The sequence below is a fragment of the Streptosporangium sp. G11 genome, from assembly GCF_051192615.1.
Lineage (GTDB): Bacteria > Actinomycetota > Actinomycetes > Streptosporangiales > Streptosporangiaceae > Streptosporangium.
In genome coordinates this window covers 186,625-208,970 of record NZ_JBPJUQ010000006.1, presented here as the reverse complement: position 1 = coordinate 208,970, position 22,346 = coordinate 186,625, and the positions used below count along the sequence as shown (strand labels likewise).

Genomic DNA, 22,346 nt, shown 5'->3' with positions numbered 1-22,346 from the left:
CTTCTCGCCATGGAAGCCAGACAGAACGCCACCTACTACCGCTCCCGCTACCAGCAGGTGCAGGACTACGGCGCCGAGCTCTACGTGCTCAACGGCATCGGCACCCCGGACTTCTGGCCCGGGGACCGCTACCGCGTCGTGGGCTCCCAGAACATCGACGACCTCATCACCGAGGCCAAGGAGTGGCACGAGCAGGAGCGCTTCGACGGGATCATCACCTTCTCGGAGTCGGCCGTGACCACGGTCGCGGCCGTCGCCGAGGCGCTCGGACTGCCGGGCGTGGGCGTCGAGGCGGCCAGGACCAGCCGCAACAAGCTGCTGATGCGCGAGGCGCACCGCGGGTACGACGCGCCGCATCCGGACTTCCGCTTCGTCACCGAGTTGGACGCGGCGCTCGCCGCCGCCGGCGACTTCGGCTACCCGGTCATCCTCAAGCCCACCCTGGGCGCCGCGAGCAACTTCGTGTTCAAGATCGACGACGCCGAGGAGATGGCGGAGCTGTTCCCGCAGGCGCTGGCCGGCATCGAGGGGATGTCGTGGTTCGAGATGGAGGCGCACGGCCTCGACCTCGGCCCGCACGGCCTGCTGGTCGAGGCCTTCCTCGACGGGGACGAGTTCCTCATCGAGGCCGTGGCCTGGGACGGCGAGGTCTATCTCGGCTCCATCGTGGACCGCATCACCGTCGAGGGAGGCACCTTCGACGACGACGTGCACCACGGGCCGACCTCGCTCACCCCCGAGCAGGTGGCCGCGGTCCACCGCGTGGTCAGGGCCGGGGCGCACTCCCAGGGGCTGCGGCGCAGCGTGCTGCACGCCGAGGTGCGCTTCCACCGGGGCGAGCCGTACCTGCTGGAGATCGCGATCAGGCCCGGCGGCGGCGGGCTGGACCTCATCGCCGAGATCACCGCCGCGCACAACCCGATCCGCGCCGTCATGGACGTGGCTCGAGGCGCGGCGCCCCGGGTGCGTCACTACCGGCCGACCGGCGTCCACATCACCGCGATGTGCCTGATGTGCGACGCGGGCCGGATCACCGCGATCGACGTGCCGGCCGAGGTCTCCGAGTCCGACAAGGTCTTCTTCCTCAAGATCACCGCCAGCCCCGGGGACGTCGTCCGGCGCCCGCCGGAGGGCAACAGCATCCTCGGCTTCCTGGGCACCACCGGCACCTCCCTGGAGGACGCCAGGGAGACGATGCTCGACTACGCCTCCAAGATCAACGTCACGCTCGTCCAGGACGGAGAAGTGTCATGACACAGCTGGCCGAGGAGGCGCCACCGCGGACTCTCCGCGTCGCCCGCACCCGCCGCTACCTGATGTGCCCGCCCACCCACTTCGACGTCGTCTACTCCATCAACCCCTGGATGAACCCCGACAAACCGGTCGACGGCGCGCTGGCCAGACTCCAGTGGGACGGCCTGCTGCGCGCCTTCCGCGCCCTGGGCCACCAGGTGGAGTTCATCGAGCCGCTGACCGGCAACCCCGACATGGTGTTCGCCGCCAACGGCGCGACGGTCATCAACGGCAAGGTGCTGTCGGCCAGGTTCCGGTACGAGGAGCGGGCCGCCGAGGGACCCGCCTACCTGGAGTGGTTCCGCGCCCGCGGCTACGAGACCCGCGAGGCGGTCCACGTCAACGAGGGCGAGGGCGACTACCTGCACGCCGGAAGGTACCTGCTGGCCGGCACCGGCTTCCGCACCGACATCCGCTCGCACCGCGAGGCGGAGAGGTTCTTCGGGATGCCCGTGGCGGGACTGAGGCTGGTCGACCCGCGCTTCTACCACCTCGACACCGCGCTGGCCGTGCTCGGCCGCGACCAGATCATGTACTACCCGGGGGCCTTCTCCAGGGAGAGCCAGGGCGTGCTGCGCGTCCTGTACCCCGACGCGATCATCGCCAACGAGGCCGACGCCGAGGTGTTCGGGCTGAACGCCGTCTCCGACGGCCGCCACGTCCTGATGCCGCCCGCGGCCACCCACCTGATGGGCGAGCTGCGCGAGCGCGGCTACGAGCCCATCGGCGTCGAGCTCTCCGAGCTGCTCAAGTCCGGTGGCAGCGCCAAGTGCTGCACCCTCGAACTCAGGGCGGCCCACTCATGATCGACTACAACGGGCGCCGCTTCACCACCGGCGGCGTCCCCTCCGGGGAACAGCACCCGATCGCCCTGTACCGCCAGGACGGCGACCTGCTGTGGGGCGAGTTCTCCGGCGGCCACGCCCGCCGGGGCAGCCTCACCGGTCTCTGCGCCCCCGACGGCACCCTCGACTTCGCCTACACGATGGTCCTCGACACCGGAGCCGTCGTGTCGGGCCACTGCCGCAGCACCCCCGAACTGCTCCCCGACGGCCGGGTCCTGCTCCACGAGACGTGGGAGCGCTTCGGCGCCCACGCGAGCAGCGGCGTCTCCCTCCTTGAGGAGATCGACCCCGACACGTTCACGCTGCCCCACCAGAGGATTGAGAGCTGACCATGACCCTGAACACCATCGCCCGCCCGAACATTGAGAAGCCCGTCAAGGGCGGCACCGTGACCTGGGCCTGCGCGCCCGGATTCCCCCCGTCCATCATCTTTCCCTTCACCCCGCCGGAGCGCTTCGGCACCCGCAACCTGCTTGAGTTCCAGATCCTGATGTACCGGCCGCTCTACTTCTTCGGCACGCACGGCACCCCCGAGGTCGACTACGACCTCAGCATCGGCGAGCCCCCGCAGTGGAGCGAGGACGGCCTGACCGTCACCGTCACCGTGAAGCCCTGGAAGTGGTCCAACGGCGAGACGATCTGCGCGGACAACGTCCTGTTCTGGGTGAACATGATGGCGGTCAAGGGCGAGCGCTACGGCGAGTACGTCCCGGGCTGCTTCCCCGACAACCTCGTCTCCTACGGCAAGCTCGCCGAGGACAAGGTCTACTTCACCTTCGACAAGGTCTACTCCAAGCGCTGGGTGCTGATGAACCAGCTCAGCACCATCACCCCGATGCCCAAGGCCTGGGACCGCACCGCCGACGGGCCGTCCGACGCCTCGTACGGCCTGGAGAACGTCGCCGCGGTCTACGACTTCCTGATGGGCGAGAACGGCGGCGTCATCGAGGAGGACAACTCCGACCGGGTGCACTGGGCGACGAGCCCGGTGTGGAGCGTGGTCAGCGGCCCGTGGCGGCTGAAGAGCTACACCATGGAGGGCGTCGTCACCTTCGTCCCCAACGAGCACTACTCCGGGCCGAACAAGGCGCACCTGGACGAGTTCCGGCAGATCCCCTTCATGTCCGACGGCGAGGAGTACCAGAAACTGCTGGAGGGGCCGGACGCGCCCGACGGCATCCAGGTCGGCTATCTCCCGCTGAGCTTCAGCACCGAGCCGACCGACGACCCCACCAAGGGCGGCCCCAACCCGCTGGGCGAGCACTACACGCTGGTCCCGCAGGCGGCCTTCTGCATCCGCTACATCCCGCTCAACTACAACAACCCGACCGTCGCCGGCAAGATGCTCGCCCAGACCTACATCCGGCAGGCGATGCAGCACGCGCTCGACCAGGACCGGGCGGCCCGCGACATCTACCACGGCTACGCCTACCGGCAGGACGGGCCGGTGCCCCGCTACCCGGTGAGCGACCTGGTCTCGCCCACCCTGCAGGGCTCGCCGATCCTGCCCTTCGACGCAGAGCGGGCCCGCGAGCTGCTGGAGGCCAACGGCTGGGACACCAGCACGACACCGGCGATCTGCGTCAACCCCGGCGAGGGCCCCGGCCAGGCCGGCGCGGGCATCCCCGGCGGCACCAAGCTCAGCTTCTCCCTCAGGTACGCCGAGGGCCGTCCCGCGCTCACCCGGCTGATGGAGCAGTTCCGCGACGACGCCGTCAAGGCCGGCATCGAGCTGCGGCTGCAGGAGGTCTACGGCTCGGTCCTGGTGGCCGAGGACGCCCCCTGCGTCGTCGGGCCCGACAGCCCCTGCCTGTGGGAGCTGAGCACCTGGGGCGGCGGCTGGGTCTACCACTATCCGAGCGGCGAGATCCTCTTTCGGACCGACGCCGGCGGCAACTTCGGCCACTACACCGACCCGAGGGCCGACGAGCTCATCGACCGCACCCTGACCAGCGACGACCCCGCGGCGCTCTACGAGTACCAGGACTACATCGCCGAGCAGGTCCCCGTCATCTTCATCCCGAACTTCTCCCTGCGGCTGTTCGAGGTGTCCAACAAACTCCGCGGCTTCGAGCCGATCAACCCCTTCGGGATGATCAGCCCGGAGAACTGGTACTACGTCGAGAACGGTGACTGATCTCCATGACGATCGCCGCGGCCCCCGTCGCCGTCATCCCCGCCCAGAACCTCATGATCCTCCTGCTGCAGCTCGGGCTGCTCCTGGGCCTGGCCACCGTCCTGGGCCGCCTCTCCGTCCGGTTCGGACTGCCGGCCCTGCTCGGCGAGCTCAGCGCGGGCATCCTGATCGGGCCCTCGCTGCTCGCCAACATCGCCCCCGAGTTCTCCGCCTGGCTGCTGCCCACCGACCCGGCCAGATTCCACATGATCGACGCCGTCGGCCAGCTCGGCGTCCTGCTGCTGGTCGGCCTGACCGGCATGCACCTCGACCTGGGCTTCATCCGGCGCCAGGGCAAGAGCGCCGCCTGGATCAGCGGCTTCGGGCTGATCATCCCGCTGGTCCTCGGCGTCTCGATCGGGTTCCTGGCCCCCACCGAGATGATCGCCGAAGGCGTGGACACCATGGTCTTCGCGCTCTTCATGGGCGTCGCGCTGTGCGTCAGCGCCATCCCCGTCATCGCCAAGGTGCTCATGGAGATGCGCCTGCTCCACCGCGACATCGGCCAGCTCATCCTGAGTAGCTCGGTCATCGACGACGTGGTCGGCTGGTTCCTGCTCTCGGTGGTCTCCGCGCTCGCCACCGCCGGGGCGCGCACCGGGCAGGCCGCGCTGACCGCCATCGCGCTGCTCGTCGGCATCGTGGCCGTCTCGGTCCTGCTCGGCCGCAGGGTGGTCGCCAAGGTGCTGCGCCTCGCCGACCGCGGCGGGAGCGCCACCACGATCGCCGCTGTGACGATCATGATCCTGCTCTCGGCCGCCGCCACCCAGTCGATGGGCTTCGAGGCCATCCTCGGCGCCTTCATCTGCGGCGCGCTCGTCGGCTCCTCCCCGGACCTGAAGGTCGCCAGGCTGGCACCCCTGCAGACGCTCGTCGCCGCGGTGCTCGCGCCGATCTTCTTCGCGACGGCGGGCCTGCGGATGGACCTGACCGAGCTGGCCAAGCCACCGGTGCTCATCGCCGGCATCGTGGTGCTGACCGTCGCCATCGCGTCCAAGTTCGCCGGCGCCTACCTGGGGGCCCGCATCGCCCGCCGTACGCGCTGGGAGGCCCTCGCGCTCGGCGCCGGCCTCAACTCCCGCGGGGTGATCGAAGTGATCATCGCGATGGTGGGCCTGCGCCTGGGCGTCCTCACCACGGCGTCCTACACGGTCATCGTCCTGGTCGCGGTCGTGACCTCGATGATGGCGCCGCCCCTGCTGCGCTACGCGGCGGCCAGGATCGCCCCCACCGAGGACGAGGTCGTCCGCGAGGAGTTCTTCGACACCCTGCAGGGCACCGACGGCATCGACAAGCCGCTCGTGACCACCGCCAAGGAGGCGTGACATGACCACTGACACCAGGCCGCTGATCCTGGTGGTCGCGACGGGGATGCGGCACTACCGCGAGTACCTGTTGCGCTCCATCGCCACCGAGTACCGCGTCCACCTCCTGGTGGCCGCCGAGCCCGGCTGGGAGCGGGAGTACGTCACCGGCTGGACCGTCGTCGCCGACCTGGGCGACGGTCCCGCCCTGGCCGCCGCCGCGCTGGAGCTCGCCGCCCGCGAGCCCGTGCACGGGGTGCTGTGCTGGGACGAGGCCACGATCCTGGCCGCCTCGCACGTCTCGCAGGCTCTCGGGCTGCCGGGCGGCGACACCGAGATGGTGCGCCGCTGCCGCGACAAGCACCTCACCCGCGTCGCGCTCGACGCGCTCGGCGTCCCGCAGCCCAGGTCGCTGGCCGTCTCCACGCTCGACGAGGCCCTGGCCGCCGCCGACGAGGTCGGCTACCCGGCCATCCTCAAGCCGCGCGGCCTCGGCGGCAGCCTGGGCGTCATCAAGGTCGAGGACCCCCAGGAACTGGCGGAGCGGTTCGCCTTCGTCCACGACCTGCACGTCCCCGGCGGGGCGACGTTCGAGGTCCCCGTCCTGGTCGAGGAGTTCGCCGACGGTCCCGAGGTCAGCGTCGACGCCGTCGTCCAGGGCGGCGTGGTGACCCCGCTCTTCCTCGGCAGGAAGGTCCTCGGCTACGAGCCCTACTGCGAGGAGGTGGGCCACTTCGTCGACGCCCAGGACGAGCTCCTGCAGGACCCGGAGTTCTGCCGGGTCCTGCAGGACACGCACACCGCGCTCGGGTTCACCGACGGCTTCACCCACACCGAGGTCAAGCTCTCCTCCAGGGGTCTGCGCGTCATCGAGGTGAACGCGCGCCTGGGCGGGGACATGATCCCCTACCTCGGGATGCTCACCACCGGGATCGACCCCGGCCTGGCCGCCGCCGCGGTGGCCTGCGGCCGTACCCCCGCCCTCGCCCCCGAGCGCAAGCTCGTCGGCGGCGTCCGCTTCTTCTACGTCGCCGAGGACGACACCACGATCGAGTCGATCGAGTTCGACGAGACCGGCCTGCCCCCGGAGATCGACCGGGTGGTCCCGGTGGTCGCCGCGGGCGCGACCGTCTCGCCACCGCCCAAGGGCACCCTGTGGGGGCGTATCGCCTACGCCACCGCGCTGTCCCCGACCGTCGACGAGTGCCGGGCCGCGTTGGACGCCGCCGAGGCGAACCTGAAGGTGAAGGCAGCCGCATGACCGCCGTTATCGAGAACGAGAACAACGTGTCCTCGACACTCCCGGACAAGCCGGACGACGGGGTGTTCGCCACCCTGCGGGAGGCCCCGCGCGCCGTCAGGGCGCTGCTCTTCGGCGGCTTCATCAGCAGGCTGGCCGCGTTCATCCAGATCTACCTGGTGCTCTTCCTGACCGACCGGGGCTTCTCCGCCACCCAGGCCGGGCTCGCGCTGGGCGTGTACGGGGCCGGCGCGGTGGTGGGCTCGCTGGCCGGGGGATCGCTCTCCGACCGGCTCGGCGCCCGGGCGGTCACCCTGATCAGCATGGGCGGCTCGGCCCTCCTGATCGTGTCCATTCTCTACGCCCCGTCCTACGCCATGATCCTGGCCGCCGTCTTCATGGTCAGCACGGTCGGCCAGTTCTACCGGCCGGCGGCCCAGACGATGCTCACCGAGCTGACACCGCGACACCGGGTCGTGATGATCACGGCGATGTACCGTCTCGGCCTGAACCTCGGCATGACCGCCGCCCCGCTGATCGGCGCCGCGCTGCTCGCCGTCTCCTACAACGCGCTCTTCTGGGGAGAGGCCGCCGCGGCACTGATCTTCGGCGGGATCGTGATGTTCGCGCTGCCCAAGCGCGCCCCGCGCGCCGCGGCCAAGTCGGCGGAGGCGGCGAAGGAGTCGGAGGTGTCATCGGCGGAGGGCCGCTCCGGCTACCTCGCGGTGTTCGCCGACTGGCGCTACAGCATGTACCTGGTCGCGATGCTGCTCACCTCCATCGTCTACTGCCAGTACACGGCGACCCTCCCGCTGGACATCTCCGCCGCCGGCATCAGCCTGTGGTGGTACGGCGCGGCCGTCTCACTGAACGGCCTCATCGTCATCACCTGCGAGCTGGCGATGACGAAGGTCGTGCAGAAGTGGCCGATCCGGCTGACCGCGCTGCTCGGCCTCGGCCTCGTCTCGGTCGGCTACGCCATCTACGCGATCTCCCCGCTCCCGATCTGGTTCATGCTCGGCACCCTGGTCTGGACGCTCTCGGAGATCATCGGCGGGCCCACCACGTTCGCCTACCCCGCCCTGGCCGGCCCCGAACGGCTCCGCGGACGCTACATCGGCGCCATGCAGAGCGTCTTCGGGCTCGGCACCGCGATCGGGCCGGTCATCGGAACTCTGGTGTGGTTCCAGGTGGGGCGCTCGGTGTGGCTGTGGGCGGCCCTGGTCTCCGCGATCGCGACCGTGGCGGGCCTGATCGGCATGCGGGACCCCAACAAGGCCGACGAGTCGCGGAACGCGACCGCCTCGGCGACATGAACGGAGGAGTGCGATGATCAAAATCGCCGTCGTGGGTGGCGGGATCGCGGGGGCGATGCTGGCCTGGCGCCTGTGCGAGGTCATCAGGGGCAGCGCCGTCCACCTGTACACCGGAGAGCCGCACAGGAGGGCCGACGCCAGCGCCGCCTCCGGGGGCCTGACCAGGGCCTTCGAGCCCGACCCCGCCCTGTGCCTGGAGGCCGCCGACAGCCTGGCCGAGCTCCACTCGAACCGGGAGCTGCGCGAGTGGGCCTCCTACCGGGAGACCGGCTCCGTGTACCTGCTGCCCGGCCTCGGACCGGGCACCGAGGGCCTGGTGGAACTGGTACGCAGCCGCCTGCCCGGCTCGATCTCCCTGGTCAGCGGCGCGGAGCTCAGCACCCGTGGCACGTTCCGCGAGCTGCCGGAGGGGAGCGTGGCCGTCGTCGAGAAGCGCGCCGGATACCTCTCCCCGAACGGCTTCCGCGACCGGCTCCTGGTCGAGCTCGTCAGGTCGGGTGCCTTCGTCATCGACGGGCAGGTGGACGGCATCACCGCCGAGGCCGAGGTCCGGCCGGCCGAGGGCAGCCCGGCCAGGTTCGACGCCGTCGTGGTGGCCGCCGGGGCGTGGACCCAGGGCCTTCTCGCCCGCACGGGCCTGACGGACGCGGGGCTGCGCACCAAGGTGATCCAGTACGTGCTCGGCCCCTCGGCGGGAAAGGAGCCCAACGCGTTCGTCGACGAGACGTCCGGGCTCTACGGCAGGTCGTACGCCGAAGAACGGATCCTGCTCGGGCTGCCTACCGACAGATGGGACATCACCCCTGGAACCACGCCGACCGACCCCGTTCTCACCAGCAGGATCCTTGACGTCGCCGAGGCCAGGATCGGATACCGGCCGCCCGGCGGGACGGTCAAGGCCGTCACCGCGGTCGAGTGCTACCACCCCACGGGCGGGCTGTCGCTGCGTCCCCTGGCCAGGGGCGTCTACACCTTCACCGGGGGGAGCGGCGGCGCGGGCAAGACCGTGCTCGCCGCGAGCCGCACGGCCGCGCGAAGCCTGGTCAGATCGCTGCGGTGAACGCAGGGACGCGACCCGTCCGGGTCGCGTCCCTGTGGCCGTGAAGACGGAGCCCGGCCGCGAACGTCGCCGCGGGGGCCGGTCAGGTCGCCGCGGTGAACACCAGATAGCAGTAGTCGTCCAGCATCTTCGCCAGCGGACGCCCGGGGCGGCCAAGTTCCACCGCCAGCGCCTGCTCGCCGAGACCCGTCTCGGTGAGCAGGCGCCGCGCCCATTCCCGGCCCGTTCGCAGGTGCGCGCGGTAGGCCTCCGCCGTACGGGCCCCGTGCAGGGCGTCGGCGATGGCGGCGTCCCAGGGCATCAGCGCTCGCGGGCGCAGGGCGTGCAGCATCTTGGTCGCGGCGGTCGGTCCCAGGGAGCGGGATCTGGGCCCGGGGGTCGCCCGCATCGCCGACAGATCCGCGTAACACTCGCCCAGCACGTCGATCTCCGCGTCGCCCAGCGTCGCGAGCGTGGCGTCCCGGCCGGGAAGACGCTCCCTCCAGCGCTCCCACCAGGCGGCGGTCTCCGCGCAGAAGACGTCGTGCTCCCCGTCGCGCGGATAGCGCAGCCGGCATCCCCACGCGTTCAACCAGACCAGCAGCGCCCGGCGATGGGCCGCGAGCGCGGGGTCGACCCCCGGCCCGGTCGCCAGCAGCAGCCGCTCCCACGACCTGTCGGCCGCGCCGTAGCGGGCGAACTCGCCGACCGCCGCGCGCAGGCGTTCCAGATCGGGCCCCCGGTCGAGGGGCGTCGCGGGGGCCGGCCGGTCAGGGGGGGCAGGCTCCGGGACCGCCGCGCGCGGGTGTTCCAGATCGGACCCCGGGCCGGGGAACGTCACCGGCGCCGTCACGGGCGCCGTCCGGTCAGGGGCGGCAGGCTCCGGCCTCGCATGAGCGTGGCCAGCAGCCGCTCGGTGCGCTCGCTCGGCTCCACGCCGAGGTCGGTGCGCAGCCGGTGGCGGCACACCTCGTACCAGCTCAGGACGCGGCCGAGCTCGCCGAGCTCGCCGTGCATCATCATCAGGGTCTGGTAGGTGGTCTCGTGGTGGGGATCGACGTCGAGGGCCCTGCGGCACCAGTGCATGGCGGCCGGCCAGTCCTCGCGCTCCAGCGCCTCGGTGCGCAGCGCGGACAGGGCGCGCAGGGCGGTCCCGCGCATCCACTGCCGCTGCTCGTTGATCCAGTCGCCGGTCTCGCCGGAGAGGAAGTCACCGATGTACAGGTCGGCGGTCCGCTGGAACCACGCGATCGCGGTGTCGTGGTCCTTGGCCACCCACGCGGTCCGGCCCCGGTCGAAGGCGCGCTGGAACTCCTCGATGTCCACCCAGGCGCTGTTCGTCCGCAGCACGTACCCGTGGTCCTGGTGGAGCAGGGTGAAGCCGTCCCTGTCCTCGAACTCGTTGAGCACCCGCCGCACGCCGTGCACGGCGACCTTGAGCGAGCTGGAGTGGTGCCCCTCCCGCTCCGGCCACAGCACCTCGTGCAACCGGTCCCTGTGGACGAACCGCTCGCGGTTGACCAGCAGGTACTGGAACAGGGCGCGGGACTTGCCCGCACGCCAGTGTGAGACGGCCTGCCCGTCGACCTCCAGGCGGAAGTTGCTCAGGCATCGGGCGATGACCGAGGGCGTGCCCTCGTCCTGCCCGGGGTTGTGGGGGCCGGGTGTCACCAATTCTTGAACGGGCATGATCGCTTCCCTTGGGAGGACGGACTCCGCCGCTCGCGGACTCACCCGCGGACGCCGAAGCACGTCGAGTACGAGTGTGGCGCCAGCACGACCTGGACGTGATACGGCATGCGCTCGTCGTGCATTCTGAACATGACCGTGACCTCCGGGTAGGAGGTGGTCATGCCGAGCCCGGCGAAATAGTGGTCGGTGGCGAGGACGAGACGATAGAGCCCGCGCTCCATGAATTCGTCCGTCCATTCTTTGACGTTTCCGTCGATGTCGGTCTCGCCCTCGGACACCGGCTCCCAGCCGGCGCCCGAGGCGCGCTCCAGGCGAGCTCGGACACCGGCCGCGGATCGGCCGTAGACGCCGTCAAGTGCCTGCGTGGCGATGCTCATTGAGATTACCCATCTGCTGGTCGGGGCCGCGTGACCCTTATCACGCGGCCTCGGTCACATCAGGTTCCACGGGAGGGCTATCCATCCGCCTTCGGCCCGCTATCCATCGGCTACCCGTGCCTATTGTTTCGCGCCGGATGGCCCGGATGCCGGATCAGAAGGAATCGGATAAGGCGCGGATAGGGAGGCTATTTACGTTTTGAAGCAGACAGGCGGACAGCAGTGAACAGCCTGCAAGACACGAAGAAGAGGTACAGAAAATGCGGGAATTCGCGAGCTTCAACGCCCTCCGGATCATCGTCTCCGCCATCGCCGTTCTCGGGTGCGTCGGCCTCACCGCCGTCGTCCCCTCGGTCGCCGGTGGGGCCACGAAGACCGCGGTGCTCGCCAGCAACACTCCCTGGGGCTGAACTGCACTCCCCGCCCGGCGGCGTCGCCGGCGGCGGGGGTTCGCCGAAGCGGTCGGAGCCTTCAGGGCCCGGCCGCTTCTTCATGCCCCAAACCCACCCGTTAGTCGCAAATCGGGCCAGACCTTTACAAACCCCACTGGTTCTCCCATCAGTGGGGATGTATGATCCCGGGCAGACGGCGTTTGTGCATATAAATTACCCACTGTGATCGCCGGGCTATACGCCCGAAGATCGTGGGGGGTGGGGTTGAGTCTATTGTTGCCTGTCTCCATGAAAATGGTCAGGTCCCTCACGTCTCTCTTACACCAACCGTGCGGTGAACTCCTGGACAGGCCGCGATTCTGTAAGGAGATTCGGTGGAGTATCGGATCCTCGGCCCCCTGGAGGTCGTCGTCGGTGCCCAGCGCCTGGACCTGGGAGCGCCTCGGCAGCAGGTGGTTCTTTCCTGCCTTTTGCTGGAGGCCAACCGGATGGTCACCATCGGGCGGCTGACAGACGCCATCTACGGTGAGGATCTCCCCAGCACCTCGCGCGCGCAGGTGCAGATCTGCATCTCCTCGCTGCGGAGGCTGTTCGCCGCCAACGGCGGGCCCGACGTCATCGCGACCCACCCCCAGGGATACACGCTGCGGGTCGCCGAGGGGCAGCTCGACTCCCAGAACTTCGAGGCCCTGCTGGGCCAGGCCCGCCAGGCCCGCGAGAGCCGCCGCCCCGAGGATGCCGTCAAGCACTATCGGGACGCGCTCGCCCTCTGGCGGGGGCCCGCCCTCGACGGTCAGGAGAGCCGGCTCGTGCAGGCGGCGATCGGCAAGCTGACCGAGCGCCGGATCACCGCCAACGAGGACTGCGTTGAGCTCGAACTGGAGCTGGGCAAACACCACGAGCTGGTGGGTGAGCTCAGCGAGCTCGTCGAGGAGCACCCGCTCAGGGAACGGCTGCGCGGCCAGCTGATGCTCGCGCTCTATCGCTCGGGACGCCAGGCCGAGGCGCTGACGGTCTATCGTCGTGCCCGCCAGACGATGATCGACGAGCTGGGCATCGAGCCCAACGAGAGCCTCCAGCAGCTCGAGTACGCCATCCTCACCTCCGACGAGAGCCTCGACCCGCCGGCGCGGCAGCAACAACAGCAACAGCAACACCAGCAGCAGCGCCACGCGGAGGCGCAGGAGGCGCCGGTCGGCCGCCGGACCGTCCCCCGCCTGCTTCCCACCGACATCGCCGACTTCACCGGCAGGATCAAGCTGGTCGAGGCCATCCGCCGCCAGCTCACGTTCGCGGCGGAGGACCGCCAGCGGCTCGCCGTTCCCGTCATCGCCGTCGTCGGCAAACCGGGCATCGGCAAGTCCACGATCGCGGTGCACGTCTCGCACAGCGTCGCCGGACGCTACGAGGACGGCCAGCTCTTCGCCGACCTGCACGGAGGGGAGTCCCGCCCGCTCGGCTCCGGGCAGGTGCTCGAACGGTTCCTGCGCGCGCTGGGCGTGCCGGGCAACGCGATACCCGACGGGGTGGACGAGCGGGCGGAGATGTACCGCGGGCTGCTCGCCGGGCGCAAGATGCTGATCGTCCTGGACGACGCCAGAAGCGAGAGCCAGGTGCTGCCCCTGCTGCCCGGCAATCCCGAGGCCGCGGTGATAATCACCAGCCGGAGCCGGCTCGCGGGCCTGCCCGGCGCGGCCCACCTCGACGTCGGCCTCTTCGACTCCAGGCAGTCGGTGGACATGCTCTCCCGTATCGCCGGCATCGAGCGGGTGCAGGCCGAGCGGGAGTCGGCGGCCGAGCTGGCCGACCTCTGCGGCCATCTGCCGCTGGCACTGCGCATCGCGGGCGCCAGGCTCGCCGCCCGCCCGCACTGGACGATCGACCAGCTCGTGGGACGGCTGGAGGACGAGACCCGCAGGCTCGACGAGCTCAAACACGGGGACCTGGGCATCAGGGCGAGCATCTCCCTGACGTACGAGAGCGTCAGCGAGGACGCGCGCCGCCTGTTTCGGCGCCTGGCCATCCTGGAGTCCCGGCACTTCTCCGGCTGGGTCGCCGCCGCGCTGCTCGACTGCCATCCCTCCGACGCGCAGGACCTGCTCGACGACCTGGCCGACAGCCAGCTGGTCGAGACGACCGACGCCGGGTACGGCGTGCACAGCCAGTATCGCTTCCACGACCTGATCCACGTGTTCGCCCGCGAGCGCCTCGCCGGCGAGGAGGCGGTCGCCGACCGCAACGCCGCGCTGGAAAGGGTGCTCGGCGGCCTGCTCTTCCTGACCGGAGAGGCGCACCGCCGGGAGTACGGCGGCGACTACGTGCAGGTCCACAGCGACGCGCCACGCTGGCCGCTGCCCGAGCGGCTGGTCGAGAAACTGGTCATGGCCCCCCTTCCCTGGTACGAGCGCGAGCGGCTGACGCTGGTCTCGGGCATCCGCCAGGCGGCGCAGGCCGGGTTCGTCGAGCTGTGCTGGGATCTCGCGATCAGCGCGGTCACGCTGTTTGAGTCGAGGATCTACTTCGACGACTGGCGGGAGACCCACGAGGTCGCCCTGGCCGCCGCCCGGCGGGCCGGGGACCGCCGCGGGCAGGCGGCGATGCTCTACTCGATCGGCTCGCTCTACATCGCCGAGCAGCGCTTCGGGGACGCGCGCCGCGACTTCGAGTCGGCGGCCGAGCTGTTCGAGGAGGCCGGGGACGACCTGGGGGTGGCCCTCGTCATCCGCAACATCGCCTTCCTGGACCGGATGAGCGGCCGGCTCGACGACGCGGTGGAACGGTACGAGCGCGCGCTGGACATCTTCCGCGGCACCGGCGACCAGGTCGCCTCCGCCTACGTGCTCCACAGCCTGGCCCAGATCAGGCTTGACTGCGAGGAGCTCGACGAGGCCAAGCGCCTGCTCGGCGAGGCGCTGGAACTCAGCAGGATCGGCGGCAGCCGCCGGGTGGAGGCGCAGGTCCTGCACCGGCTGGGCGAGACCTACCTCAGGTCGGGGGAGTTCTCGTCGGCGGCCGAGGTGTTCGAGCAGACGCTCACGACCGTGCGCAACATCGGCGACCCGACCGGCGAGGCGTACGCCCTGCACGGCCTGGGCATCACGCGGCTGCGCCGGGGTGACCTGCAGGAGGCCGAGATCACTCTCCAGAAGGCCCTGGAGGTGGCGAGCGCCGCGGGGGAGAAGCTCGCCGAGGCCAGGGTCGTGCTCGGCCTCGGCGAGCTGGCGCTGGCCGTCGACCAGACCGAACAGGCCATCGGCCGCTTCCACCAGGCCCTCGGCCTGTTTCACAAGATCGACGCGCCACTCCACCAGGTGCGCGTCCTGGTCATGCTCAGCGAGGCGTACGCCGCCGTCGGCGAGGCGGAGGCGGCGCGGAGCGTCTCGGAGGAGGCCCTCGAACTGGTCGGCACGATGCCCTCCGCGATCGCCGCCCGGGTGCGCGCCCAGCTGGAGAACTTCCCCGTCGCCTGATTCGGGACGCCTGGGGGGACGGGTCCCGGTGTCCTGGGCGGTGAACGGCCCGGAGCCGGGCGGGTCCCGGCGACCTGGGTGGTGAACGGCCCGGAACGGGGCAGCCGGGCAGATCCCGGCACCTTGAGCGGTGATCGGTCCGGAGCCGGGCGGATCCCGGTGTTTTGGGTGGTGATCGGCCCGGAGCCGGGCGGGTCCCGGTGTGGGCGGTGAGCCGCCCGGAGAGGTCCGAGGGCCGGACCTCTCCGCGCGGTCGTCGCGGCCGTGCCGCCGCCGCTCGCGGCGGGCCGCCGGTGCTCAGCAGATGCGGCGCAGGGCCTCCGCCAGGCTGGACAGGCCGACCGGCCCCAGCTCCAGCGCGGCGGTGTGCCAGGCACGCAGGTCGAAGGCGTCACCCAGGCGCAGCCTGGCCTCCTCGCGGGCCTGCACCCACGCCCGCTCGCCCAGCTTGTAGGAGATGGCCTGGGAGGGCCAGCCGAAGTAGCGCACCACCTCGGCCTCGACCCGGTGCGGCTCGCAGCGGCCCTGGTCGCGCAGCACCTCGCAGGCCTTCTCGAAGGTCCACTTCGAGCCGTCGGGCAGTGGCAGGTCGAGGTGTACGCCCAGGTCTATGACCACCCGGGCGGCACGCAGGGCCGACCAGTTGAGCATGCCCAGCCGGGTGCCCGGGTCGGTGAACCAGCCCAGCTCGTCGGCCAGCCGCTCGGCGTACAGACCCCACCCCTCGCCGTGGCCGTCCACCCAGGAGACCTTGGCGAACCTGGACAGGGTGTCCCCCGCCATGCGCATCGCGCCGAACTGCAGGTGGTGGCCGGGAACGCCCTCGTGGAAGATCGTGGTCAGCTCGGTCCAGGTGGCGAAGCGGGTCCGCCCGCCGACCGGCCACAGGGTGCGGCCGGGCCGCGACAGGTCCTCGCTGGGCGCGTTGTAGGAGGCCGCGCCGGACGTGGAGCTCACGTCGACCTCGGCCACGATGAGCCGCAGCGGCTCGGGGATGTCGAAGTGCGTGCCGTGCAGCTGCTTGACCGCCCAGTCGTGACGCTCCTGCAGCCAGGCCTGGTACTCCTCCAGGGAGTCGACCGCCTGGGTCTCGTTGAGGATCGCGGTCGCCTCCTCGATGGTCGCGCCCGGCTTGATCCGCTCGACCTCGGCGGCCGTCTCGGCCCCGATGCGCTCCAGTTCCGCCCAGCCCCACTCGTACGCCTCGCGCAGGTCGATGTCGGCGCCCAGGCTGATCCTGGCGGCGACCGCGTAGCGCTCGGGGCCCACCGCGTCGGCCTCGCTCGCCCGGGGCGCGTACTCCTCGCGCAGGTAGCGCCCCGCGGAGGCGTAGGCGGCGTGGGCCGCCGCGGCCGCCTCGAGCAGCTCCTCCTTGACCGGGCCCTCTCCGTAGGTGGCGACGAAGGCGTCGTGCGCCGGGGGAGTCCCGCCGGCACCGGCGAACTGGTCGGCCTGGTCCGCCATGGCCAGCGCCTGCCTGCGGGCGCCCCGCAGGCCCGTCTTCAGGCCGGCCTCCAGGCTCTCCCTCCACCCGGAGAGCATCTCCGGGATCGCCGCCAGACGGGCGGCGACGTCGCGCCACTCGTCGTCGTTGCCATGGGGGAGGAGGACGACGCTGGAGCGCACCCGGTAGGGCAGCCCGTACGGCGCCGCCACCCAGCGGAGCGGCTCGCCCGTGTCGTGCCAGGCGAGCTCGGCCTCCAGCCGCTCCCGCAGGTGGGTGGCCGCCCTGACGTCCGGCTCACCGGTCGGGACCAGCTCGTCGAGACGCTTCAGCGTCGAACGGATCAGCTCGGACCGGGCGGCGCTCCCGGCCGGGCTGTGGTCGGTGGCGGCCACGAAGTCGGACACGATGCCTTCGGCACCTGCCGCGATCGGGTCGAGCGCCGCCCAGCGGGTGACGTACTCATCGCAAAGCGCAAAGATCGGAGTGCTCATGTCCGGAACGTAGGACGGCCCGGCATCCGCCCCCTATTCTTTCGCTATCGAGCCCCCTGACGTCCGGAAACCCGGCGCCGCGAGGGCGCGCCCGCACCCGGGAGCCCGCCCGTGCCGGAGTCGGAGACAGGAGGTCAGGCCGGGGCCTCTCCCGCGGCCCTGCGTGACTCCTCGGCCGCCCAGCCGAACACGCCCTTCGCCATCAGCGACGCCTCCGACTCCGCTCTGGCGGCGAACACCTCGGCCCGCACCCTGTGCAGTGCCGCGTCGTCCGGTGCGGCCTGCACGGCCATCTCGGCCAGGTGCCCCGCAAGCCGCTGGTCTCCCGAGGCCAGCGCCTCCAGCGCGGCCTCGCCCAGCCTTCCCGCGCCTCCGGCCAGCTTCGCCACCGCCACGGCCAGATCGGCGTCGGGCGCGGGCTTGAGGCGGGCCGGGTTGCCGTCGTACCAGCCGCCGTACAGCCGCCAGATGTTGCGCACCACGAACTCCGGCTCGTCGTAGTGCGGGCGCAGGTAGGGTCGCTCCGCCAGACGCGCCGGAGGCCGCACGGCGCGCACGATGTCGTCCAGCCTGGCGCCCTCGTTGAGCATCTCCAGGGTGCGCTCGACCATGAACTCCAGCCACTCGGCCGTCTCGGTCAGCGCCTGCTCGACCCTGTCGGCGCCGAAGATCGGGGCGCCGTGGCTGGGCAGCATGATCTCCGGCCGCAGCTCGACCATCCTGCGCAGCGCGATCGCCCACTCGCGCGGGTAGCGCTGCGCCTTCTGCGGGTTGCCGCAGTTGGGGGTCACCCAGATGAACAGGTCGCCCGGCAGCAGGATGCGGTGCGAGGGCACCCAGCCGACGCTCGCGTCGTCGGTCTCGCCCTTGGCGTGGAAGAGGTCGACGTGGCCGAGTGACAGCACGTCGCGGTAGGCCACGTCGGGGTGGCGGTACTCGGTGGGCCAGGTCAGGTCGGGAGCCTGGAACTGCCGCCGGTTGATCACGGCGTTGTAGCCGTTCGTCAGCACGTAGCGCTCGAAGCGGACGGCGACCGCCTCGTGCCCCACCACCGTAGGCCGGGGCCGCCGCGCCGTGTCGGCCTCCGCGTCGAACGGGCCGACGCCCGAGACGTGGTCGATGTGCCCGTGGGAGTAGATCGCGGCGGTCACCGGCTCGTCGGTCCAGGCCCGCAGCTCGGTGTGGAGCCTGTCCGCGTCGAAGGGGTTGCCCGTGTCGAACAGGGTCACCTCCCCGGCGTGTCGCAGCGCGATCACGTTGCCGAAGCCGCTGCGGAAGCCCACCCCGTCGACGATCTCCACGAAACCCTGCCCGGCGAGCCCCGTGTGCACGATGCTGTCGGAGACCTCGCCCCGCCACACGGTGTCGGCGTACTCGGTGATGTCCATGGAGGCCGGCCTTTCCTCGACGTCTTCCGCCGCGTTCCGGCCGGTGCCCGCGCCCGGATGCCGCGTCCTCAGCCGCCCGGGATCGATGCGGTTCTCGGAGAACAAGCTCATTCCAGCCGAGCGACACCGTATATGTCACCATTCGCCGGTGATTCAACCCGGCGAAGAGCCGCCGGCGCGGACCACCGGACCCGCGATCCGCGGTGACCGGCCGCTCAGCCCGTGCACTCGCCGGCCGGTTCGGGGTCAATCACGGGCGAGCGGCGCGAGCCTGTCGCGGGCGTCGCACGTACGCGGGCTGTCCGGTCCGAGGCACGAATCGAAGATGGCCAGCGCCTCCGTGAGACGGCGCCCGGCCTCCGCCTCATCCCTTGTGCGCAGGGCCAGCGACCCGAGCTCGACCAGTGTCTCGCCCACGTCGCAGTGCCCGGTGGCCAGGACCTGCCGCCGGATGGCCAGGGCCCGCGTCAAGCACTCCCTCGCGGCCTCGGTGTCCCCCTCCGCCAGTAGCAGGCAGCCCAGCTCGTGGTATCCGCGTGCCACCGTCACATGGCTGTCGCCGCCCCGCCGAAGGCAGATGCCCAGGCCCTCCTCGACGAGAGCGCGGCCCTGCTCCGCCTCGCCCTGGTCGTGGCGGACCGCGCCCAGGTTGATCAGGGTGACGCCGATGTTGACATGGCCGCGGCCGAGCGCCTTGGACCGGACGGCGAGCGCCGCTTCGAGACACGCCCGCGCCTCGGTCAGGCATCCGAGGCGGCGCAGCGTCACGCCCCGGTTGTTGAGAATGCGGCCGGTCAGCTCGTGCCCGTACCGGCCGGCCCGCTCCTGGATCGCCAGGGCCCGCTCGTAGAGCCCGGCGGCCCCGGCGTAGTCGCCCTTGCGTTCCTCGATCATGCCGAGATTGTTGAGCGTGGTCGCCAGTGCGGGACTGAACGGCCCCTGCGCCTGCTCCTCCAGGGCCAGCGCGTCGCTGTAACGGCGCTCGGCCATCGTGTAGTCGCCGCGTACCCAGAAGCTGTACCCGATGTTGTTGAGCGTCGTGCTCGCGGCCGACAGGCTGTGCCCGGCCAGCGTCCGCTGGATGGACTCCGACCGCCGCCGCAGTTCCTCGGCCCGTACGCGGTCGTCGCGGTCCAGCGCGATGACGTGCAGGACCGAGAGCACGCTCAGCACCGAGGGGTGGTTTCGGCCGCGCCGCCGCTCGAAGACGGGCAGCGCGCGCTCCATGCACTCCTGGGCGGCGGGCAGGTCGCCGAGGGTGAGGTACAGATCGCCGAGGTTCTTCCAGCCGATCGCCGAGAAGAGGTGATCTTGGCCGAGCTCCCGCAGCCTCATGCGCAGGGCCTGCTCCAGGTAGGTCCTGGCCTCGTCGAGGTCGCCCAGTTCGAGCAGGAGCCTCCCCAGGTTGTTCATGGAGATGGACGTGCGAGGATGCGCCGGGCCGAGCACCCGCTGCCGGATGTCGAGCGCCTCCGAGAAGAACCGGCGCGCCTCGACCATGTCGCCTTCCGCCTGCGCGAGCTGCCCGAGGTTGTCCAACGTCGCCGCCAGGTTCGCGTCGTCGCCGAGCCGCTGCCAGAGCGGCACGGCGGACTCCAGATGAGTACGGGCGCGCAGCAGGTCGCCGTTTTGCATGAGCGCCTGACCGAGATCGTTCGTGGGCCGCGCCGTCATGGGGTGGCCCTTCCCGAGCAGCGACTCGATGACGGCCAGCGAGGCCTCGAAGTAGGGGATCGCTCCGCCGACGTCGCCGCTGCGGCGAAGGTGGGAGCCGAGCGTGTTGCACAGCGAGGCCACGTTGAAGTCGGTGCGCGCCGCCGCCGCGGCGTCGGTCACGGCCCGCAGGTGCGGCAGGAGCGGCGCCTCCTCCGGCAGGTCCTCGTTCTCCTGGAGGCGGGCGAAGATCTGTACGAGCGCGTCCTCCACCGTCTCGCGCACGTCGTCGGCCCCCGGCCGGGCGCGCACGAACGAGGCCAGAAGCCGGTGCAGCCGTATCCCGCCGGGCTCGCCTTCGACCAGCCCCAGTTCGAGCAGCCGCCGCAGGGCGTCCTCGACGCGCATCGTGGCGTCCAGGTCGTCCGGGGCGGCCCCGGCGATGGCCGTCAGCAGGGTACGCGGGACGCTCTCGCCGGGCGCCATGATCGCGGCACTGCCGAGTAGCGACAGTGCCAGCGCGTCCACCGGGTCGGCCGGGTCCAGCCGCGCGTAGGTGATGCCGAACGTCTTGACGACGTTCTGGCCGTGGCGGGTGGGGGAGATGCCGGCGCTGCGCAGCGACGCGTGCGCGAGCAGGTCATCGGACTGACGCAGTTGCGCCAGGTAGGCGGAGGGCCGGAGAACCGCCCGGTACCGGGTCAGGAAGCTGCCCGCCAGGTGCAGGGCCAGTGGCAGGTCGCCCAGTTCCATGGCGATCGCGTGCAGGTCGGTGTCCTCGTCGGTCAGATCGTCGCGGGTTCCGCGCACCAGCTTCACGCTCTCGCCGCGCCGCAGCACGCCCAGCCGCAACGGCCGCACTCCGAGCACCGGGTCCCATTCGTCCCGGCGTGAGGTGACCAGCACGCGGCACCCGCCGGTCGGCGGGCGCCAGGCGGCCAGCAGCCCGTCGTCGTCGCAGTTGTCGAACACCAGCAGGCGGGGCAGCTCGCTCTGCCAGGCCGCCAGCACCAGGCGAACCTGGTCCTCCATGCTGAGCGTGGTGAAGTCGGGACGCAGCTGGAGCCCGCCCGGCCCGCCACAGGACGCGATCTCGGCCGGGATGCCGCTCGGCTTGTCGAAGGTCAGCCAGAAGACGCCGCCGGCGAACCAGCGCCCGTACCGATGGGCGAACTCGCAGGCGAGCTGCGTCTTGCCCAGCCCGCCCAGCCCGCTCAACGCCACCACCCGCGCGCCGCCCGCCAAGGCGGCCGCCAGCTCGACCAGCTCCCCCGAGCGGCCGACGAACAGCGGGTTGGGGCTGAGCGGCATCCGGGATCCGGGCGGCAGCGGCCCGGCCTCGGGCACACCCTCGATCGGCAGGTCGCCGAAGCGGCGCGTGGCCGCCAGGCTGGTGGCCGCGTCGACCGGCTGCGGCGGCACGTACGTGTAGCTGATCACCATCGCCGTGCCGCCAGGCCCGGCCTGCGCGATGTGGTCGCCGACGGCCTTCTGCAGCACCCCGGCGCCTGCCCCCGGTGGTCCCGTGCCGGGGACGGCCACGTTGGTGTCCTCGGACATCCGACTCCCTCCACGCCATGCCGGCCACCCCCTACGCCGGCTGCGGCGGCTCCGGTGGCTGGTTGACCCGCACCTCCGCCCTGCCCGACCGGTCGGCCTGCGCGATGTAGCTGCCGACGGCGTGCTGCACGTGCGCCTCGCCGCCCGGCTGGGCACGCAAATGGTCGAGCAGCCGCCGCGCCGCGGCCACCACCTCGGCGTCCGCGCCCGCCCCGCTGGCTTCGACCTCCTCGGCCAGCACGTCCTTGCGAGGGGCCGAGTCGGGCCGTTCCTCCAGCTCGTCCACCGCGCGAGCCACCTTGCTCTCCGCGCCGAACTTCCGCTTGAGCAGCCCCTTCAGCGCCTGGTAGGAGTCGCTGAGCAGGTTCTCCCCGGCATTTCGCACCCCGCTGGACAGCCCGGCCGCGACGGCCGCCACGATCGCCGCTGTTATCGGATCCACGCACACCACCCGCTCTCGCCCTTAACCCAGGGTGACCTCTGCCGAGCGGTGCGTCAATGCGCCGGCGGCGCCGCCGGACCCGGCGCGGGCGCGCGGGGTTCCCCGGCTTTGTCGTCGCCGGCGGTCTTCGGGTCCTTCCGCAGCGGAGCCCGGCCACCGGCCGGGACCGTCACCACCCGGAGAAGCGCCGCCGAAGGCCCCGCTCCGAACCGGACGGGGCG

The 22,346-nt window shown here is 71.3% G+C and carries 17 protein-coding genes; 10 read left to right on the top strand and 7 right to left on the bottom strand.

Features of this window, described 5'->3' with window-relative positions; all coding sequences use genetic code 11:
- Nucleotides 1-9: 9 nt before the first annotated feature.
- From ACSDR0_RS09100 to ACSDR0_RS09065, 8 genes are read left to right on the top strand one after another with little or no spacing between them, the layout of a single operon-like run.
- A complete protein-coding gene (locus ACSDR0_RS09100; protein WP_435288313.1) occupies nucleotides 10-1,254 on the top strand; it encodes an ATP-grasp domain-containing protein in 1,245 nt (414 codons plus the stop codon).
- A complete protein-coding gene (ddaH, locus tag ACSDR0_RS09095; RefSeq protein WP_435288312.1) occupies nucleotides 1,251-2,099 on the top strand; it encodes a dimethylargininase in 849 nt (282 codons plus the stop codon). The genes ACSDR0_RS09100 and ddaH overlap by 4 nt, the downstream gene beginning before the upstream one ends.
- Nucleotides 2,096-2,467 (top strand): hypothetical protein, encoded by a 372-nt coding sequence (locus tag ACSDR0_RS09090; RefSeq protein WP_435288311.1) that lies wholly within the window; start codon nucleotides 2,096-2,098, stop codon nucleotides 2,465-2,467. Before ddaH ends, ACSDR0_RS09090 begins: the two co-directional genes overlap by 4 nt.
- A gap of 2 nt (nucleotides 2,468-2,469) precedes the next feature.
- Nucleotides 2,470-4,275 (top strand): ABC transporter substrate-binding protein, encoded by a 1,806-nt coding sequence (locus ACSDR0_RS09085; RefSeq protein ID WP_435288310.1) that lies wholly within the window; start codon nucleotides 2,470-2,472, stop codon nucleotides 4,273-4,275.
- Nucleotides 4,276-4,280: 5 nt separating this feature from the next.
- On the top strand, nucleotides 4,281-5,639 hold the full coding sequence (locus tag ACSDR0_RS09080) for a cation:proton antiporter (RefSeq protein ID WP_435288309.1): 1,359 nt from the start codon (nucleotides 4,281-4,283) through the stop codon (nucleotides 5,637-5,639).
- A gap of 1 nt (nucleotide 5,640) precedes the next feature.
- Entirely contained in the window at nucleotides 5,641-6,879 is a 1,239-nt protein-coding gene (locus ACSDR0_RS09075) for an ATP-grasp domain-containing protein (RefSeq protein WP_435288308.1), read from the top strand.
- Nucleotides 6,876-8,174, top strand: coding sequence for an MFS transporter (locus tag ACSDR0_RS09070; protein WP_435288307.1), 1,299 nt, complete (start codon nucleotides 6,876-6,878; stop codon nucleotides 8,172-8,174). The genes ACSDR0_RS09075 and ACSDR0_RS09070 overlap by 4 nt, the downstream gene beginning before the upstream one ends.
- A 13-nt stretch (nucleotides 8,175-8,187) precedes the next feature.
- Complete coding sequence (locus ACSDR0_RS09065; RefSeq protein WP_435288306.1) at nucleotides 8,188-9,234, top strand: FAD-dependent oxidoreductase; 1,047 nt, start codon at nucleotides 8,188-8,190, stop codon at nucleotides 9,232-9,234.
- Nucleotides 9,235-9,316: 82 nt separating this feature from the next.
- Here ACSDR0_RS09065 and ACSDR0_RS09060 read toward each other — a convergent pair whose 3' ends face one another.
- From ACSDR0_RS09060 to ACSDR0_RS09050, 3 genes are read right to left on the bottom strand one after another with little or no spacing between them, the layout of a single operon-like run.
- Nucleotides 9,317-10,066 carry a hypothetical protein gene (locus ACSDR0_RS09060; RefSeq protein WP_435288305.1) on the bottom strand — a complete coding sequence of 250 codons (750 nt, stop codon included), beginning with the start codon at nucleotides 10,064-10,066 and terminating at the stop codon, nucleotides 9,317-9,319.
- Entirely contained in the window at nucleotides 10,063-10,902 is an 840-nt protein-coding gene (locus tag ACSDR0_RS09055; protein WP_435288304.1) for an AfsR/SARP family transcriptional regulator, read from the bottom strand. The genes ACSDR0_RS09060 and ACSDR0_RS09055 overlap by 4 nt, the downstream gene beginning before the upstream one ends.
- Nucleotides 10,903-10,943: 41 nt before the next feature.
- Complete coding sequence (locus ACSDR0_RS09050; protein ID WP_362873358.1) at nucleotides 10,944-11,282, bottom strand: hydroxyisourate hydrolase; 339 nt, start codon at nucleotides 11,280-11,282, stop codon at nucleotides 10,944-10,946.
- Nucleotides 11,283-11,542: 260 nt separating this feature from the next.
- Here ACSDR0_RS09050 and ACSDR0_RS09045 point away from each other — a divergent pair, with 260 nt between their 5' ends.
- Nucleotides 11,543-11,692, top strand: a complete 150-nt coding sequence (locus ACSDR0_RS09045; RefSeq protein WP_435288303.1) for a hypothetical protein — start codon at nucleotides 11,543-11,545, stop codon at nucleotides 11,690-11,692.
- Nucleotides 11,693-12,048: 356 nt separating this feature from the next.
- Nucleotides 12,049-15,144 carry an AfsR/SARP family transcriptional regulator gene (locus ACSDR0_RS09040; protein ID WP_435288302.1) on the top strand — a complete coding sequence of 1,032 codons (3,096 nt, stop codon included), beginning with the start codon at nucleotides 12,049-12,051 and terminating at the stop codon, nucleotides 15,142-15,144.
- Between the two features lie 297 nt (nucleotides 15,145-15,441).
- On the opposite strand, the gene ACSDR0_RS09035 is transcribed toward ACSDR0_RS09040, so the two are convergent.
- The 4 genes from ACSDR0_RS09035 to ACSDR0_RS09020 form a co-directional block, all read right to left on the bottom strand.
- Nucleotides 15,442-17,082: a DUF885 domain-containing protein gene (locus ACSDR0_RS09035; protein WP_435288301.1), complete on the bottom strand. Its 1,641-nt coding sequence runs from the start codon at nucleotides 17,080-17,082 to the stop codon at nucleotides 15,442-15,444.
- A 134-nt stretch (nucleotides 17,083-17,216) separates the two neighbouring features.
- A complete protein-coding gene (locus ACSDR0_RS09030) occupies nucleotides 17,217-18,581 on the bottom strand; it encodes an alkyl sulfatase dimerization domain-containing protein (RefSeq protein WP_435288300.1) in 1,365 nt (454 codons plus the stop codon).
- A 135-nt stretch (nucleotides 18,582-18,716) separates the two neighbouring features.
- Entirely contained in the window at nucleotides 18,717-21,683 is a 2,967-nt protein-coding gene (locus ACSDR0_RS09025) for a tetratricopeptide repeat protein (protein ID WP_435288299.1), read from the bottom strand.
- 31 nt (nucleotides 21,684-21,714) lie between these two features.
- A complete protein-coding gene (locus tag ACSDR0_RS09020; RefSeq protein WP_435288298.1) occupies nucleotides 21,715-22,125 on the bottom strand; it encodes a hypothetical protein in 411 nt (136 codons plus the stop codon).
- Nucleotides 22,126-22,346: the final 221 nt, after the last annotated feature.

What these genes read in the sequence shown, in the direction of transcription:
- ACSDR0_RS09070 (WP_435288307.1), top strand. Translation starts at nt 6,876, where the DNA reads ATGACCGCCGTTATCGAGAACGAGAACAACGTGTCCTCGACACTCCCG.
- ACSDR0_RS09080 (WP_435288309.1), top strand. Translation starts at nt 4,281, where the DNA reads ATGACGATCGCCGCGGCCCCCGTCGCCGTCATCCCCGCCCAGAACCTC.
- ACSDR0_RS09050 (WP_362873358.1), bottom strand. Translation starts at nt 11,282, where the DNA reads ATGAGCATCGCCACGCAGGCACTTGACGGCGTCTACGGCCGATCCGCG.
- ACSDR0_RS09100 (WP_435288313.1), top strand. Translation starts at nt 10, where the DNA reads ATGGAAGCCAGACAGAACGCCACCTACTACCGCTCCCGCTACCAGCAG.
- ACSDR0_RS09025 (WP_435288299.1), bottom strand. Translation starts at nt 21,683, where the DNA reads ATGTCCGAGGACACCAACGTGGCCGTCCCCGGCACGGGACCACCGGGG.
- ACSDR0_RS09090 (WP_435288311.1), top strand. Translation starts at nt 2,096, where the DNA reads ATGATCGACTACAACGGGCGCCGCTTCACCACCGGCGGCGTCCCCTCC.
- ACSDR0_RS09075 (WP_435288308.1), top strand. Translation starts at nt 5,641, where the DNA reads ATGACCACTGACACCAGGCCGCTGATCCTGGTGGTCGCGACGGGGATG.
- ACSDR0_RS09055 (WP_435288304.1), bottom strand. Translation starts at nt 10,902, where the DNA reads ATGCCCGTTCAAGAATTGGTGACACCCGGCCCCCACAACCCCGGGCAG.
- ACSDR0_RS09035 (WP_435288301.1), bottom strand. Translation starts at nt 17,082, where the DNA reads ATGAGCACTCCGATCTTTGCGCTTTGCGATGAGTACGTCACCCGCTGG.
- ACSDR0_RS09065 (WP_435288306.1), top strand. Translation starts at nt 8,188, where the DNA reads ATGATCAAAATCGCCGTCGTGGGTGGCGGGATCGCGGGGGCGATGCTG.
- ACSDR0_RS09030 (WP_435288300.1), bottom strand. Translation starts at nt 18,581, where the DNA reads ATGAGCTTGTTCTCCGAGAACCGCATCGATCCCGGGCGGCTGAGGACG.
- ddaH (WP_435288312.1), top strand. Translation starts at nt 1,251, where the DNA reads ATGACACAGCTGGCCGAGGAGGCGCCACCGCGGACTCTCCGCGTCGCC.
- ACSDR0_RS09045 (WP_435288303.1), top strand. Translation starts at nt 11,543, where the DNA reads ATGCGGGAATTCGCGAGCTTCAACGCCCTCCGGATCATCGTCTCCGCC.
- ACSDR0_RS09085 (WP_435288310.1), top strand. Translation starts at nt 2,470, where the DNA reads ATGACCCTGAACACCATCGCCCGCCCGAACATTGAGAAGCCCGTCAAG.